The following is a 14,504-nucleotide window of genomic DNA, read 5'->3' as shown; positions in this document are numbered from 1 at the left end:
CAACAGCGAAGTATCAGGATTGTGTTTGGACAACTGTTTAAAGAATTAATGAGGCTGCTTTGTTAAGGCGGTCGAACAGGGATTCCCAGCGTTCACCGACTTGGTGTGGTTCGCGATAGAATACGATGCAATCCGCACCTTTTTGGGCGCTATCGCGAAGCTTTCCGTAAAACTCCCGAGTCGCAAGCAACGGATCCTGAGACAACTTCAAAACTTCCGCTTTAGAGATGCCGTCTTTAGGTTTGATGATCTTGATGCTTTCGATTTCATCCGGAAGTTCACCAAGCTTAGTGTTTACTTCGCGCAAAATATCTTCAACGGGACGAGTGGCATTTAAACTTACAATCAAAGGAATCGGCGGCATGTAGTGATGCTTCATGTGCCCCGGGGATTCGCGCTTGTCGACCTGCTCCAGGAATTCGAAAGTGAAGCCTTTTTCCTGAAGTACCCGCTCCAAGTCCGATTTCAAAATATGTCCACGACGTAAAATTGATAGCTCCACCTTATCAGGGCGATGGCGCACCAACAACACGGTGGATTCAATTCCGATTTGGCAATCGCCGCCGTCCAAAACGAAAACATTTTCGTTTTTAAACTCAACCCGCACATGGCTTGCGGAAGTGGGCGAAGTTCTTCCGAACTTATTTGCGCTGGGAGCCGCCAGCGGAACATTTACTTCCTGAATCAGTGCCAAAGCCAAGGGATGATTGGGCATGCGAATGCCCACTGATTCCAAACCTGACGTGATCATGGAATTAATGGAGTTATCTTTGGGCAAAATCAATGTCAACGGACCTGGCCAAAAAGCTTCAGCCAAGGCTTGAGAAGCCGGACCCCAATAAGCAGTCACTTTTTTTGCCATCTCGATAGAAGAAACGTGCACGATCAAGGGATCAAAAAACGGGCGCTCTTTGACGGAAAAAATCTTTTCAACAGCAGGAGGGATGTCGATACGAGCAGCCAGGCCGTAAACGGTTTCCGTGGGAAGTCCAATAACTCCCCCTTCTTCCAGAATTTCCTGAGCTTTTTTTAAGGCCTCGTTAGTCGACATCATCCGTTACTTTTCCTCGCGTAAGATACTCAAAGCACTTTCTTTTACAATATCTGCGCTCGCAAGGAAAGAGATCAATAAGCTTAAACCGGTAATAATAGCCACTGAAAGTAGTGGTTGAGTCAGGGAGAACTGAAATCCGCCCTCGAAAATCACTCGGTTCAGGCCGTAGCTTACACCTACACTAAGGAATGCCCCCAAGAAAGAGCTTACTAGAGCCAAGAACGCGAATTCCGTCAGGATAAAGCTCGCCACCTCACGATGACTGGCACCCAGAATCTTCAGCATATTCATTTCCCAGCGACGAAGCTTGATCTGGCTGCGCACGATTGAGAAAAGCACGATGTAACCTGTAAATAGAGCCAGGTAAGCCATTAACTCCAGGGACCAACTCATTTTGTCGGCGGTTTTAAGCGCATCGTCCACCGTACGCACCACATCGATGACCGATACGTTGGCGAACTTTTGCGCGAGCTCGCCTTGCACAACTTGTCGCTTTTCAGCACTCATGGTTGGGAGGGCCCAGATAAATGTTTTTGGAGCATCGTTCAGAACGCCGTTTTGAACCAGAACAAAAAAGTTTGGTTGAAAGCTGGTCCAACGAACTTTTCGGAAGTTCACGATCTCGCCTTCCACTTCAACACCCTGAACATCGAATACGACTTTATCACCCAGATTAAAGTTCATGCGATCGGCAAAACGCTGCTCGACAGAAAGCTCTGCGAGCTTCTGTTTTTCCGGATCAAAGTTCCCAGAGATCGGGCGACCCGCCACGATCTCTTCGCTGTCGGATAGGCTTTCACGATAGGAAAGATTCATACCGCGATTTCTGAATCGCGCTTCGTTTTCTTCCTCGCGGGTTTTAAATCCCTGACCTTCGATCTTTCTTTCATAGTCAGCGCCGTTAACTTTTAAAATACGTGCGCGAACCATGGGCGAAAGAGCCAGTGTTTCAACCTGATTATCAGCCAAAACTTTTTTAATTCCCTCAACCTGTTCATCCTGAATATCAAACATAAACAAAGATGGTAAAGCCGTCTTTTGATCGACTTGCAAATCAGATTGCAGGGAGTTTTTCAATTGCGGAAGGATATTAATCAGCAAAGCTCCCAACCCCAAAGCTACAAACACCGCAAGGCTTGCACCTGCCCGACGAGAAAGCCCCAGGAAGCTGAATTTGAAATACCAGATTTTAACGTTCTTTAAGTTACCCGCGAATTTCAATGCGAAGTACCCGGTCACCAACAAAACCGCTATTGTAACGATCAGAGATCCCGCAAATGCCGAACCAATTTTCCAAGAGTGAGCCTGCTGAACAGAAAGGCCATAGAACATCAGGATCGCTGGAAAGAAGGGCCAAATTCTGAACTTACCTTCATTGACCGAGAACTTTTCCTCGCTAAACAGCTTCGCTGCCTTCAAATCATAAATCTTCATCAGGAAGGGCAAGCTGACCACGAAACTTCCAAGGACTGCCATCAACAGACAAAGCCCCCACGCTTCCCAAGAAACCGTTGGCTTCAAAGCGAATGGCGTGAAGCTGCCTAAAACTTTGGTCAAAACCGGAAGAACGATTTCACTGAATGCCACCGTGGGAATAGTCGCAAGCAATCCCAACATTGAGGCCTGCAGAACATAAACTCCAACAGCCTCAATACTTTGCAATCCCAGAGTTCGCAAAATCGCGATTTCCTTCATACGGCTATAAAGGAACATGCGATAGATATATGCTGCCCCTAAAGCCGACATAAATAGTGCGATGATGGCCACAAGTCCCAGGTAATCTGACAAATAACCCAGCTGACGTCCCGAATCTTCGCTGGCCGAGTTCGGAGTGTTTACTGAAATCGCGGGATCTGTCAGTTTCAGATACATTTGATCTTTAACTTTGTCGCCGTCAGTACCTTCGGGAAATTTAAATTGAAATACCTGCGTATAAGTACTTCCGAATTGAATCAAACCTGATTCCGGCAAAAGCTTCACATCGACATAAACCCGTGGCGCCAAAGAGGCCATTCGGAATGTCTGAGTTTCATCCCTGTCGACCACATCGGAAACTTCCAGATCCATTTTTCCGATCTGCATCTTGTCGCCGACCTGCAGGTTCATCTGTTGTTGCAGTTCTGGATAAATCCAAACCTTGTGAGTATTGATGATTTCTTTTACTGAACCCGGGGAAATATTCTTGCCGCTGCTCATTTGCAGTGAACCATAGAACGGATAGCTGTCATCAATGGCCTTAACCATCACCAGCCTTGAACCTTTTGACGAATTCATCATCGCGAAGAATTCATAAATTCGTCCGGTCTGAGTACCAGCGGGTAGGACGGACTTCATTACTTCCTGTTCAGCCGGCGTCAGTTCTCGACGGGCAGAAACGGAAAGATCCGCAGAAAGAATGTTCTTAGCATTCTTTTGCAGTTCATCCTGCAAGGTCACATTGAATGCCTGCAGGGACACAAATCCTGTAAGCCCTAGGCTTAGATTGAATATAAAAAACAAACCAAAGCGCCAGCTGCGCACCAGTTCGCGTATTGCCAGACGAAATATCATTTTACTGATCCTTTAGTACGCCCTCTTCAAGGCGTAAGATTCGCTGACAACGTTTCGCCAGAGCTTCACTATGAGTTACCAATACTGTTGTGATGTTGTGTTTGCGAACGATATCAAAGAAAACATCCATGACTTTGTCACCGGTGTGAGTATCCAGGTTTCCGCTTGGTTCATCGGCTAACAGAATTTTCGGCTTCACCACCAAGGCTCGAGCAATTGCCACACGCTGACACTCGCCACCACTTAGCTGACTTGGGAAATGGTTCAGACGGTGTCCCAACCCCAATTCCCGCAATGCTTCTTCGGCACGTGATTTTGGGTTTTCCATTTTTAAAATTTCCAATGCGAGTGCCACGTTCTCCAACGCTGTCAAATGTGCGATTAGATGGTACTGTTGAAACACGATGGAAATATTCTGCGCACGGAACAACGTCAGCTCTTGCTCTGACATCGGTGACAGATTCACGTTATCCACCCGAATATCCCCACGGTCAGCGCGCTCAAGACCTGCGAGGATAGATAGCAGCGTTGATTTGCCGCTCCCCGACTGTCCCACGATCGACACGATTTGCCCAGGCTCGATACTGACGTTCAACCCTTTTAGAACTGCGACTTCAGTGTCGCCCTGATGAAAACTTTTACGAATATCCTGCAAAGTTAAACTCATAACGTGCCTTTCAAGGAATTAAAAATAGTATCGGCAATAATCTTGTGGCCTTCTTCATTGGGATGAATACCATCGGCCAGATTGTATTTTGGATTTCCTGCCACTTTATCCAAGATAAATGGAATGAAGGTGACTTTGTATTTCTTGGAAAGATCCGAAAACATTTTCTTAAACTGGGCTGTATAATCCTGCCCATAGTTGGGAGGCATATAAAGGCCTGCCAGAATCACACGAACTTTTTCTTTTTGCGCATATTCAATTGCGGTTGCCAGGTTCTTTTGACTCTCTTCAACTTTTACCCCGCGCAATCCATCATTCGCACCCAACGCCAGTAATACTGTATCTGGCTTTGTCTTAAACAACCATTTCATGCGCCCAACCGCTGAAGCCGTGGTCGAACCACTGACTCCGGAATTGATAACAGACCAATCTTTCTTACCTGAATCGTGCAGCTTCCTTTCAAGCAATGCTGGATAGGCTGCCTCTTTGGAAACGCCGTAACCTTCGGTGATCGAATCACCCAGGATAACCAATTTTTTTTGTGCGAATGAAATAGACGAGAAGAAAATCAAGAGTGTGAATAATAGAGTTCTCATAGAGAACCATCAGACATCTTTACCGACTTTTGATCAAGGCCAGAACGAAAAAAGCCCCAAGGATTTCCTTGGGGCTTCTAATTTGTTTTAACAAAAATTAATTAGCGATTACCGTAATCGCGACGACCGCCGCCATTGCCGCCACCGCGGTTGTTATTGTTGAAGCGACGAGGACCACCGCCACCACCTTCACGAGGTGCTTGTGGGCGAGCTTCAGAGATGTTCAAAGGACGACCGTTGATCTCAATGCCGTTGCCTTTTTCGATCGCTGCATCAGCTGCAGAGTCGTCAGACATTTCAACGAATCCAAAACCTTTTGAACGGCCTGTTTCGCGATCCATGATAACTTTTGCTGAGTCAACTGCACCGAATTGTGCAAAGTGATTGTGTAGAGTTTCGTCGTCTACAGAGTAAGGCAAATTGCCTACGTATAACTTCTTAGCCACAAAAGACCTCCTAATGGTCATTTTAAAAACCCGAGGAAGCCTTCGAACAACTAAAAATCGAGAACACTCACGGGTAAACTAGAATCAGGCTAGCATAGCCCAAAAACTGTGCAAGCCCAATTTTAGGATCTCATATTATTAAACTGCAATGGAACTTCGTAAGAACCCGAGCGAATCAAAGCAATACATTCCTGTAATTCATCGATGCTCTTACCAGTAACTTTGACCTTGTCGTCGTTAATTTGCGGCTGAACTTTTAACTTAGCGTCTTTAATAGCTTTTATGATTTCTTTAGCTACTTCGCGGTCAATACCTTGCTGCAAAGTGACCTTTTGGCGGAGCATACGTCCACCAACGGCTTCAATTTTATCAAACTTAGTTGCTTTGATATCGACTCCACGTCGGTGCAATTTCGTTTGTAAAATACTACCCATTTGTTCGATTTTGTACTCATCCTCTGCAGACAAACTGATTTCTTTTTTATCTTTGTCCCAGCCGATTTCAGCTTTGGAACCCTTGAAGTCATAACGACCCTCAACCTCTTTACGAGCCTGATTAATTCCGTTATCAACTTCCTGAAGATTCAACTCAGATACAATATCGAACGATGGCATAATATCTTTCTCCGTAAACTCTAGTGGTGGTGACCGGCGTCGCCGTGTAGACCGTGTGGGTGACCGTGCTGAAGTTCTTCTTCTGTTGCTGGTCTTACCAACGCCATTTCGATATCGAACTCTAGGGGAGTTCCTGCTAGAGGATGATTGCCATCAAGAGTTACGTGAGAGTCAGTGATTTTAGAAACACGAACGATGTGTTGACCGTTGCCCAACTCCAAACGAAGGTGCGCGCCGATTTCAAGTTGTGGAAGGTGTGCAAGTTCCTCTTTTGGAACTTCCATGAACATGTTGTCACGAACTTCGCCGTAACCATCAGCTGCAGAAAGCTTAACGTTTTTCTTGTCGCCTTCCTTCATGTTTTTGATTTCTTCTTCAAGTTTTGGAAGGATTTGTCCAGCGCCTTCAAGGAAAGGTAGTGGCTGATTTTTTTCAGATTGATCTAGAATTTTGCCGTCTGGGCCTTTTAGAACGTAGTTAAATGCCAATACACGTCTCATAGTGAGTCTCCTTATTTTGATACGTCCGTATCCCACTTTTCCTAGCCTTTTGGCAATATAAAAGCCCCCAAATGGCTCACAATTGAGGTAGAACTTGTTTTTACGTTCCAATATTAGATATACTTGAGTTTAGGAACGCACCAGAACGGGGGATACATGCAGCACATGGCCTCACTGAGGTCCTTACTGCTAAATTCAAGTTACGAACCCATGCGGGTTGTAAGTTGGCAAAAGGCCTTGATATTGTGGTTTCAGGACAAGGTAGAAATACTGGAGTATCACGCGACCTTCGCTAGGTCGGTACAACTGAGGTTTCAACTCCCCAGTGTACTAAGGTTGAAAACCTACGTGAAACCTCGGGGCAGCCATGCTGTCAGATTCTGCCGAGAAAACGTTTATATCCGCGACAATTATACCTGCCAATACTGTGGCGATAAACTCAACGCCAAACAGCTCACTCTTGATCACGTCGTACCTGCCTCTCATAACGGACCTAAAAATTGGACAAATGTTGTTTCTGCCTGCCGAGATTGCAATCAGCGCAAAGCGAACCGCACTCCACGCACAGCGAATATGCCATTGTTGTCTGAACCACGCGCTCCGAACTGGCTTCCAACATTACAACTGGAAATTAGTGCCGATCATGTACCACCTGACTGGCAGCCCTACCTCGTCCTAAAAACCGGATAGTCGTGACATCGTCCTTATTCCCGGCTAACCTTGATAAAAGGGGGCTTGCGTGAATAAGGACATTCACAATCAGCTGGTCGCAGCTCTGACTACAACTATCAGTGAAACCAATGGTATTTCCTTATCGGACACTTTGGATTTGCTGCTGTCTTCTGATTTAAATCAAAAACATCCTGAGGCTTTTCAAAAAATTGCGGAATTCCGCAATCTGTTGAATCGATTTCAAGTCAATGAAATCACCATCTCCACACTTTTGAAACATCCAATATCAGCGGCCCTGTTTGAATTCTTCAAAAACTTTCCTTTAAAGTATCACGAAGAGCATATTCATCTGACCGGCGCACTTTCAGCGGACTTCATCTATCCGAGGTTGAAAAAACTTTTGGAAGGACCGGACAAGGCGATCTACGAGGAAAAGATCACGGAAGTTTACGGCGCCCAGGCTCTGCCGATTCGAAGTGTTGAGGACGTCGATAAACTGATTCGACTTCAGGAAAACGAAGGTTTCGCCCGCTACTTAAAAATTCTGTATTTGCCAAAACTGATCTTCCTAAACCGCGAAGTTCACTCCGAAGCGGCTTATCACATGGCAAAGGACCTGTACTACAATTTCAACGTCGGGTCGATTCGTCTGAAGTTTTCCTTGTCGCGTTCCACTTCCAGCTCTTCAGAGCAGATCCCGGGAATTGACGATGTCACTCCTGAGGATGTGGTATTGGGTCTTTATGATGGTTTCAAAAAATTTCAGGACGAGCATGGCGACTTCAAATTCATCCTGTCCCCGTCTTTCCGTAAAGAAGCCAATCATTTTGACGCAGAAAACTTTAAAACACGCAAAGAGCATTTCATGGCGCAGATTGATGAACTTGTGCAGATGCTGGACAAGTATCCTTATTTGCAAAAAGTCATGACGGATGCTGACACCGTTGGTGATGAGCGTGAACTTTATCGCAAAGAACATTTCAATGAAATGCAGCCGGGATTCCGAAAACTGCAATATCGCGGCTTCAAAATCCGGTCGCATCATGGTGAAACCTGGCATACATTGAAAAAAGGCATTCAAGCTGTCGATAATGCCATGAATATCTGGCACATCGATACTCTTGAGCACGGAATCAGTCTGGGCATCAACCCAAACAAATACTTCCATCGTCTTTACCAGGATTTTATCAAACGCAATCAAGACGGCAAAGGCTTTACCGAAAAAGATCCTTTGTATCGCGAGCTGGTTGAGCTGGATTGGGCCGACAACCGTCACGTTCTGGACAAAGTCCTAAAAGGCGAACGCCTGAGTGACGAAGAAAAAATACTGCTGGTAAAGGCAAAATTTCATACAGCGCGCGAAGTGGAGCATTATCAGCACGACGTTTTGAATCGCATGATTCAAAAAGGCGTCACGCTGGTCTCACTCCCATCCTCGAACAACAAACTCACTGGCAAGTTTGAGGACTACAAAGATCATCCGTTCTCCTGGTGGGAGAAAAAGGGAGTGCAGCTGGGTGTGGGAACTGACAACCATGTCACCTTAAACACCAACTTCATTCACGAGATGCTGATTTTATTATATACCGATGCAGTGAACCTGAAGATCACCAAACTTCTGATGGTGACAACTGGTGAAGTGCGCAGACCCTACATCAGTCATCTTTTATGGACAATGCGCAAACGACTTAAAAAAATAGCTCAGCAATAGAAAGACCTCACAGTAATGGCAGCCAAGAAAAACATCCTCAAAGAACTTTTCAGCAAAAACATGCTCATCATCCTGTTGTTGGGCTTTTCCAGTGGTTTGCCGCTGGCATTGACTGGCGGGACTTTAAAAACCTGGCTTTCCCGTGAACAGGTTGACATCAGTACCATCGGATACTTCAGCTGGGTGGGTATCGCCTACTCGCTTAAGTTCTTGTGGTCTCCTCTTTTGGATCGCTACACATTGTTCAAAGCCGGACGTCGTCGCAGCTGGATGCTGGTTACTCAGGTTTTCTTGATGGCCTCATTGCTGTTCATTGGAACATTGAATCCTTTGAACAATCTGGGTTTGATGGCGGCGATGGCGGTGCTTATCGCCTTCTTCAGCGCCACTCAGGACATCGCTATCGATGCTTACCGTCGCGAGCTCCTGTCCAATGAGGAGCTGGGCCTTGGATCATCATTAAATATCTATGGTTATCGAATAGCGATGTTGATTTCAGGTGGCGCGGGTATCGGACTTGTCGGCTCCTCTTTCTGGGACATCACATGGGGACAACTTTACTACCTGATGGCTGGCTTCATGGCGGTGGGATTTATCACCACCCTGTTCGCACCAGAACCAAAGCTTGATTCACCACCTCCCAAAACTCTTTTACAGGCCGTCGTTGACCCTTTCGCTGAATTTCTGAAGCGCCCGGGTGCCGCCTACATCCTGTTGTTCGTTTTATTATTTAAAATCGGTGATGCACTTGCGGGCTCCTTACTGAATCCATTCTATGTGGAAATGGGCTTCACCAACGCCGACATCGGTCTTATTGCAAAAACATTTGGCTTTGCATCTTCACTTATTGGCATGTTCCTGGGTGGTATCGCGATTTACTATATCGGCATTTATCGTTCACTTTGGATATTTGGAATTCTGCAGGCGGTTTCCACAGCAGCGTTTGCAATGCTGACCTTCACCGGAAATCAGCTGGTGCCTTTTGCGGCTGTGATTATTCTTGAAGACATCAGTACCGGGATGGCCACTTCAGCGTTTGTCGCATTCATGGCGGCTTTGACCAACAAAAAATACACAGCCACTCAATATGCAATTCTCTCCAGCTTTGCGACCCTTGGAAGAACATTCTTCTCGGGATTTGCAGGAGACATTGTTAAAAATTTTGGCTGGGCGAACTTCTTTTATATCTGTGCACTGATTGCGGTGCCAGGTTTGCTAATGCTCATTGGAATGAAGAAATATCACACCGACCAGAGTCTTGAATCGTAAGTATTTCGGAGTGCGGTGTATGTTCACACTGGATCTACACCGTACAAGTTCACCCCACTAGAGTGGGGTAATGTACTTGGGAAACTTTCACTCAATAGTGCCTCCTCATCAAGTTTCGCAAAATGAAAGCCTGGATTGGCTTTCCACCGCACATCATTTGGCTCAGAAGGACCAAACTCACAGCCAAGAAGACTATCTAAAGCTTCTGCATCGAGTGGGTTGTTCAGAGAACCAAATTAACAAACGCTTCTTCTTTGTGCCTGATGTCGGTGAAAAAAACTGGGACGATAATAGAATATATCCCATCACCACCAAGAATCGCGGTGTGAGCATGCACTACCGCCATGAGTTCTATCACGAAATCGTGCAAAAACTATTTAATGAAATTTACGAAACCAGATCCTTCCCGGACGATATGATTCATGTCAGCTGCACAGGCTATGTATCACCGAGTGCCGCCCAATTGACTGCCTTGCGTGCTCCCAAGCCTGTGACAGTAACCCATTCGTATCACATGGGTTGTTATGGTGCGTTCCCGGCACTTCGCATGGCTTCAGGTTTTTTGGCCAACGACTCGATCCTGGGACAAAAGCAATCGGTGGATCTGGTGCACACGGAACTCTGCAGTTTACATCTAAATCCCGAAGACCCGACACTTGAACAAATGGTCATCCAAAGTCTTTTCGCTGATGGCTGCATTGCCTATCGCATGAGCCATCAAAAACCACCAGCGGGATTCAAAATACTTTCCCTCTATGAGGAAATTATTCCTGACAGTTCTGATGCGATGGAATGGATGGTCTCGGACTGGGGCATGAAGATGACTCTCTCCAAGGATGTGCCTTCCATGGTGGGCGCAGCTATCAGAGATTTCACTCAACGATGGCTTACCAGCCGCGGCTATGACCTGGCGAAGATTCAAAAAGAAGCTCTTTTTGCAGTCCACCCCGGCGGGCCTAAGATTATCGATCAGGTCGAAAAGCAACTGGAGCTGAAAAAGTCCCAGGTCGATGCCAGTCGCCACCTGCTTTACCGACGTGGAAATATGTCATCAGCTACTTTGCCCCATCTGTGGGAGTCTATTCTTGAAGATCCCGAAGTTCCCTCTGGAACTTTGATCGTCAGCTACGCTTTCGGACCAGGGCTGACAGTGTGTGCAGGGTTGATGGAGAAGCTATGATTGCGTTTGTGGCTTTATCCATCCTTCAAGGACTACTGATCTTTGTCGATGAGGTATTCTATCACCACAAACGCGGACTGCCTCGTTGGGAGAGAATCGGTCACCCCTTGGATACCGCAACAGTTATCCTCTGCCTCCTGTTCATCTCATTCGCACCAAAAACTGAAACCAACGAATACATTTATTATGGTCTGGCGATCTTCTCGAGTGTCTTTATCACCAAGGACGAATGGGTCCATCACAAGCACTGTTCTGCCGAGGAGATGTGGCTGCATGCACTTCTTTTTGTGGTTCACCCGTTACTTTTATTTTCAGCCATTTCACTTTGGGAAAGCCATTCGCATTTTGTTTTAATGATGGCTCTAGGAGTTGTGGTTTTCTTCGTCTACCAGATCGTCTTTTGGAACTTTATCGCTGATCGACTGCAGGAGCGACGCCAAGCCGCTCGCTACAGTCAGGTATCCCAGGACGAACTCTACGATTACTTTCGCGAATAACTTAGAATTCGGCTGTCATTGGATTTGGACCAATACGTCCGGCCTTGCTGTCCATTTTCTCGATAATCGCCATCTCATCCGAACTCAAAGTGAAATCCGCCACATCAAAGTTCTGCTTAATCCGCGAAGGTGTCACTGACTTGGGAATCACAATGAAATCATTCTGCAAATGCCAGCGAATAATCACCTGAGCCGCAGACTTTCCATGTTTACCCGCGATTTCCTTGATTTGTGCATCTTCAAGAATCTGCCCCTGACCCAATGGGCTCCAGCATTCAGTTCTAATTCCATGGTTGGCGTGAAATGCCCGCAGTTCCTTTTGTTGAAATTTCGGATGTAGTTCGATCTGATTCAGCACCGGCACTTCGCCCGTTGCATCTATAATTCTGGTTAAGTGTTCCGGCATAAAATTCGACACACCGATTGATTTTGCCTTCCCCTGCTTTTTAATTTCCACCATGGCTTTCCATGTTTCCATGTACAAACCACGGTTCGGCGATGGCCAATGAACCAGGTATAAATCAACTTGTTCCAAACCCAGCTTTTTCAGACTGGAATCAACGGCCTTCATGGCCTTGTCATAGCCCTGATCTTCGTTCCACAATTTCGTGGTGATGAACATTTCATTGCGGGCCAGCCCGCTGTTTTTGATGGCTCTGCCCACACCATTCTCATTTCGATAGATTGCAGCCGTATCGATGGAGCGATAGCCCACTTTAAAGGCTTCCATCACCGCTGCTTCAGCGCCATCATCCGAAACCTGCCAAACACCAAAGCCCAATTGAGGCATCGAAATGCCATCTTTCAATTTCACTACCGAGTTGAATGCCATAATGAGTCCTTTGCTAGATTGGATCAGTTTAACCCATTCGATCATCATATGGATACTCTTCGATAACTTATTGCTTACAAAACAAACATGGTTTTCAATGAATTAAAGGAGTATTCATGAAAGCAAAATTACCATTGATTGCACGCATCCTATTGGGCTTCGTTTTTTTCGCCTCTGGTATCGTTGGACTGTTTAACTTGGTCCCACAACCCACAGATCTACCAGAAGCTTTGATGACTTTTAACCAAGGGTTGGCAGCTTCGGTCTACTTCTTCCCTCTTCTAAAAATCACGGAAATTGTTTGTGGATTGTTGCTATTGGTCGGCTGGTTCGTGCCACTTGCCCTGGTCATCCTGGCACCTATCGTTTTGAACATTTTCCTGGTTCACGCGTTCCTTGCCCCAAGCGGCTTGGCTCTAGCTTTGATCCTGGGACTTCTAACGATCTATTTGTCGTTTTTTGCACCTCCATACGCACCTAAAATCAAAGCGCTATTTCACAAAAAATAGTAAATAATTCAGGCAGTTGGACACGGCAGACCTTTGGTGATAAAGGTCTGCCATGAAATTTGAAAAATTCCACCTCTCTGAAGATCTTCTTCGTAATCTCAACGACAATGGTTACTTCCGCACGACTGACATTCAGTTCAAAGCCATCCCTGCAATTTTAAAAGGCGACGACGTTCTGGCTATCGCCCAAACAGGAACTGGAAAAACAGCGGCGTTCGCAATTCCAATCATCAATCATATTCATTCTGAAAAAAGCAGCAAGCGTGCTATCGGTATCAAATGCCTGGTGTTGGTTCCAACACGCGAACTGGCGCAACAGATTGGTGAGGTGTTCAACAAGCTTGCCAAACACACCAAAGTCAAAGCCTTCGCTTTATTCGGTGGCGTGGAACAAGACGCTCAAATCATAAAACTTCAGGACGGAATCGACGTTTTGATTGCGACCCCAGGACGCATGTTTGATTTGATCGCTCAGGGTTTTATCAATATCAACTACATCGAGCATTTGGTTTTGGATGAAGCGGATCAGATGTTGGACCTGGGTTTCATTGATGACATCGAAGACATCAAAAGAAAACTAAATCGCCGTCACCAGACATTGTTTTTTTCAGCGACAATTAATCCTGAAATCAAGAAGCTTGCGTATTCCCAAGTACGTAGCAGCGCCATTCGCATCGAAATTTCACCTGAAGATCCTGTTTCAAAAAATGTTCAGCACTTTGTGATGTTTGTGGAAATGGACGACAAACGATTCTTCCTGGCTGAATACATCAATCAGAATTCTGACGGAAAGTTCATCGTATTCGTTCGTACGCGCGTCCGTGCAGAGCGTGTTTCAAAAGCCTTGGAAAGAGTTCAGATTTCCTCATTGACCCTGCACGGTGAGAAAGATCAAACCGACCGCGCCGAAGTCATGAATGCCTTCCGCAAAGGTGAATGCAAAATCATGATCGCAACGGACGTCAGCGCACGCGGTATCGACATCCCTGATGTGACCCACGTTATCAACTATGACTTGCCTGAAAAACCGGAAAACTACGTTCACCGCATCGGTCGTACTGGTCGTGGATTCAACAAAGGCATCGCCGTCTCCTTCTGTGCAACAGAGGAAAAAGAGCAGCTCGCAGAGATCGAGGCTTTACTGGGCAAACCTATTGAAGTTATCAAGGTGAACAAGGCCGACTATAAAATCATCGCGTCCCAAGCATCGGACATGTCAGATATCGACAAAAGCCTTCAAGCGTTGTTGGACAGCGAGGATATTTTTGCAAATCCCAAAAAATCCAAATGGAAGAAAAAGTAACCGGGTAAGCTGACCAATTTTTGGACATCGTTTTCACCATATTACCCGGTCTCCGGCCTGAAATTAGACCTGGCTATTCTGAGGCATGGCACAGGTTTCGCTAA

At 46.0% G+C, this 14,504-nt stretch carries 15 protein-coding genes; 7 read left to right on the top strand and 8 right to left on the bottom strand.

Going from position 1 to position 14,504, the window contains the following annotated elements:
• Positions 1-37: 37 nt before the first annotated feature.
• The 7 genes from ACLVWR_RS07920 to ACLVWR_RS07890 form a co-directional block, all read right to left on the bottom strand.
• Positions 38-1,054 (bottom strand): L-threonylcarbamoyladenylate synthase, encoded by a 1,017-nt coding sequence (locus ACLVWR_RS07920; protein WP_413583264.1) that lies wholly within the window; start codon positions 1,052-1,054, stop codon positions 38-40.
• Positions 1,055-1,057: 3 nt separating this feature from the next.
• Positions 1,058-3,604: an ABC transporter permease gene (locus tag ACLVWR_RS07915; protein WP_413583263.1), complete on the bottom strand. Its 2,547-nt coding sequence runs from the start codon at positions 3,602-3,604 to the stop codon at positions 1,058-1,060.
• 1 nt (position 3,605) lies between these two features.
• On the bottom strand, positions 3,606-4,271 hold the full coding sequence (locus ACLVWR_RS07910; RefSeq protein ID WP_413583262.1) for an ABC transporter ATP-binding protein: 666 nt from the start codon (positions 4,269-4,271) through the stop codon (positions 3,606-3,608).
• Positions 4,268-4,867, bottom strand: coding sequence for an arylesterase (locus ACLVWR_RS07905; RefSeq protein ID WP_413583261.1), 600 nt, complete (start codon positions 4,865-4,867; stop codon positions 4,268-4,270). The genes ACLVWR_RS07910 and ACLVWR_RS07905 overlap by 4 nt, the downstream gene beginning before the upstream one ends.
• Before the next feature lie 101 nt (positions 4,868-4,968).
• Entirely contained in the window at positions 4,969-5,313 is a 345-nt protein-coding gene (locus tag ACLVWR_RS07900; protein WP_340598471.1) for an RNA-binding protein, read from the bottom strand.
• A 122-nt stretch (positions 5,314-5,435) separates the two neighbouring features.
• Complete coding sequence (locus tag ACLVWR_RS07895; RefSeq protein ID WP_340598470.1) at positions 5,436-5,927, bottom strand: YajQ family cyclic di-GMP-binding protein; 492 nt, start codon at positions 5,925-5,927, stop codon at positions 5,436-5,438.
• A 20-nt stretch (positions 5,928-5,947) separates the two neighbouring features.
• Positions 5,948-6,427 (bottom strand): FKBP-type peptidyl-prolyl cis-trans isomerase, encoded by a 480-nt coding sequence (locus tag ACLVWR_RS07890; RefSeq protein ID WP_413583260.1) that lies wholly within the window; start codon positions 6,425-6,427, stop codon positions 5,948-5,950.
• A 156-nt stretch (positions 6,428-6,583) separates the two neighbouring features.
• Between ACLVWR_RS07890 and ACLVWR_RS07885 the strand changes: the two genes are divergently transcribed.
• The 5 genes from ACLVWR_RS07885 (at position 6,584) to ACLVWR_RS07865 (ending at position 11,756) form a co-directional block, all read left to right on the top strand.
• On the top strand, positions 6,584-7,117 hold the full coding sequence (locus ACLVWR_RS07885; protein WP_413583259.1) for an HNH endonuclease: 534 nt from the start codon (positions 6,584-6,586) through the stop codon (positions 7,115-7,117).
• 49 nt (positions 7,118-7,166) lie between these two features.
• Positions 7,167-8,810, top strand: a complete 1,644-nt coding sequence (locus tag ACLVWR_RS07880; protein WP_413583258.1) for a hypothetical protein — start codon at positions 7,167-7,169, stop codon at positions 8,808-8,810.
• A gap of 15 nt (positions 8,811-8,825) precedes the next feature.
• Complete coding sequence (locus tag ACLVWR_RS07875; RefSeq protein ID WP_340598466.1) at positions 8,826-10,079, top strand: AmpG family muropeptide MFS transporter; 1,254 nt, start codon at positions 8,826-8,828, stop codon at positions 10,077-10,079.
• A 70-nt stretch (positions 10,080-10,149) separates the two neighbouring features.
• Positions 10,150-11,259, top strand: coding sequence for a 3-oxoacyl-[acyl-carrier-protein] synthase III C-terminal domain-containing protein (locus tag ACLVWR_RS07870; RefSeq protein ID WP_413583257.1), 1,110 nt, complete (start codon positions 10,150-10,152; stop codon positions 11,257-11,259).
• The gene (locus ACLVWR_RS07865) at positions 11,256-11,756 is read left to right on the top strand and encodes a hypothetical protein (protein WP_413583256.1); all 501 of its coding nucleotides are present in this window, start codon (positions 11,256-11,258) and stop codon (positions 11,754-11,756) included. The genes ACLVWR_RS07870 and ACLVWR_RS07865 overlap by 4 nt, the downstream gene beginning before the upstream one ends.
• A 1-nt stretch (position 11,757) precedes the next feature.
• Here ACLVWR_RS07865 and ACLVWR_RS07860 read toward each other — a convergent pair whose 3' ends face one another.
• A complete protein-coding gene (locus tag ACLVWR_RS07860) occupies positions 11,758-12,588 on the bottom strand; it encodes an aldo/keto reductase (protein ID WP_413583492.1) in 831 nt (276 codons plus the stop codon).
• 116 nt (positions 12,589-12,704) lie between these two features.
• On the opposite strand from ACLVWR_RS07860, the gene ACLVWR_RS07855 reads away from it, so the two are divergent.
• Both ACLVWR_RS07855 and ACLVWR_RS07850 read left to right on the top strand, forming a co-directional pair.
• The gene (locus tag ACLVWR_RS07855) at positions 12,705-13,097 is read left to right on the top strand and encodes a DoxX family protein (protein ID WP_413583255.1); all 393 of its coding nucleotides are present in this window, start codon (positions 12,705-12,707) and stop codon (positions 13,095-13,097) included.
• 52 nt (positions 13,098-13,149) lie between these two features.
• Positions 13,150-14,400, top strand: coding sequence for a DEAD/DEAH box helicase (locus tag ACLVWR_RS07850; RefSeq protein ID WP_413583254.1), 1,251 nt, complete (start codon positions 13,150-13,152; stop codon positions 14,398-14,400).
• Positions 14,401-14,504 lie beyond the last annotated feature (104 nt).

The organism is Bdellovibrio sp. HCB288, assembly GCF_047305935.1.
Lineage (GTDB): Bacteria > Bdellovibrionota > Bdellovibrionia > Bdellovibrionales > Bdellovibrionaceae > Bdellovibrio.
The sequence above is the reverse complement of the archived record's forward strand: the minus strand, read 5'-3'. Positions and strand labels throughout refer to the sequence as shown.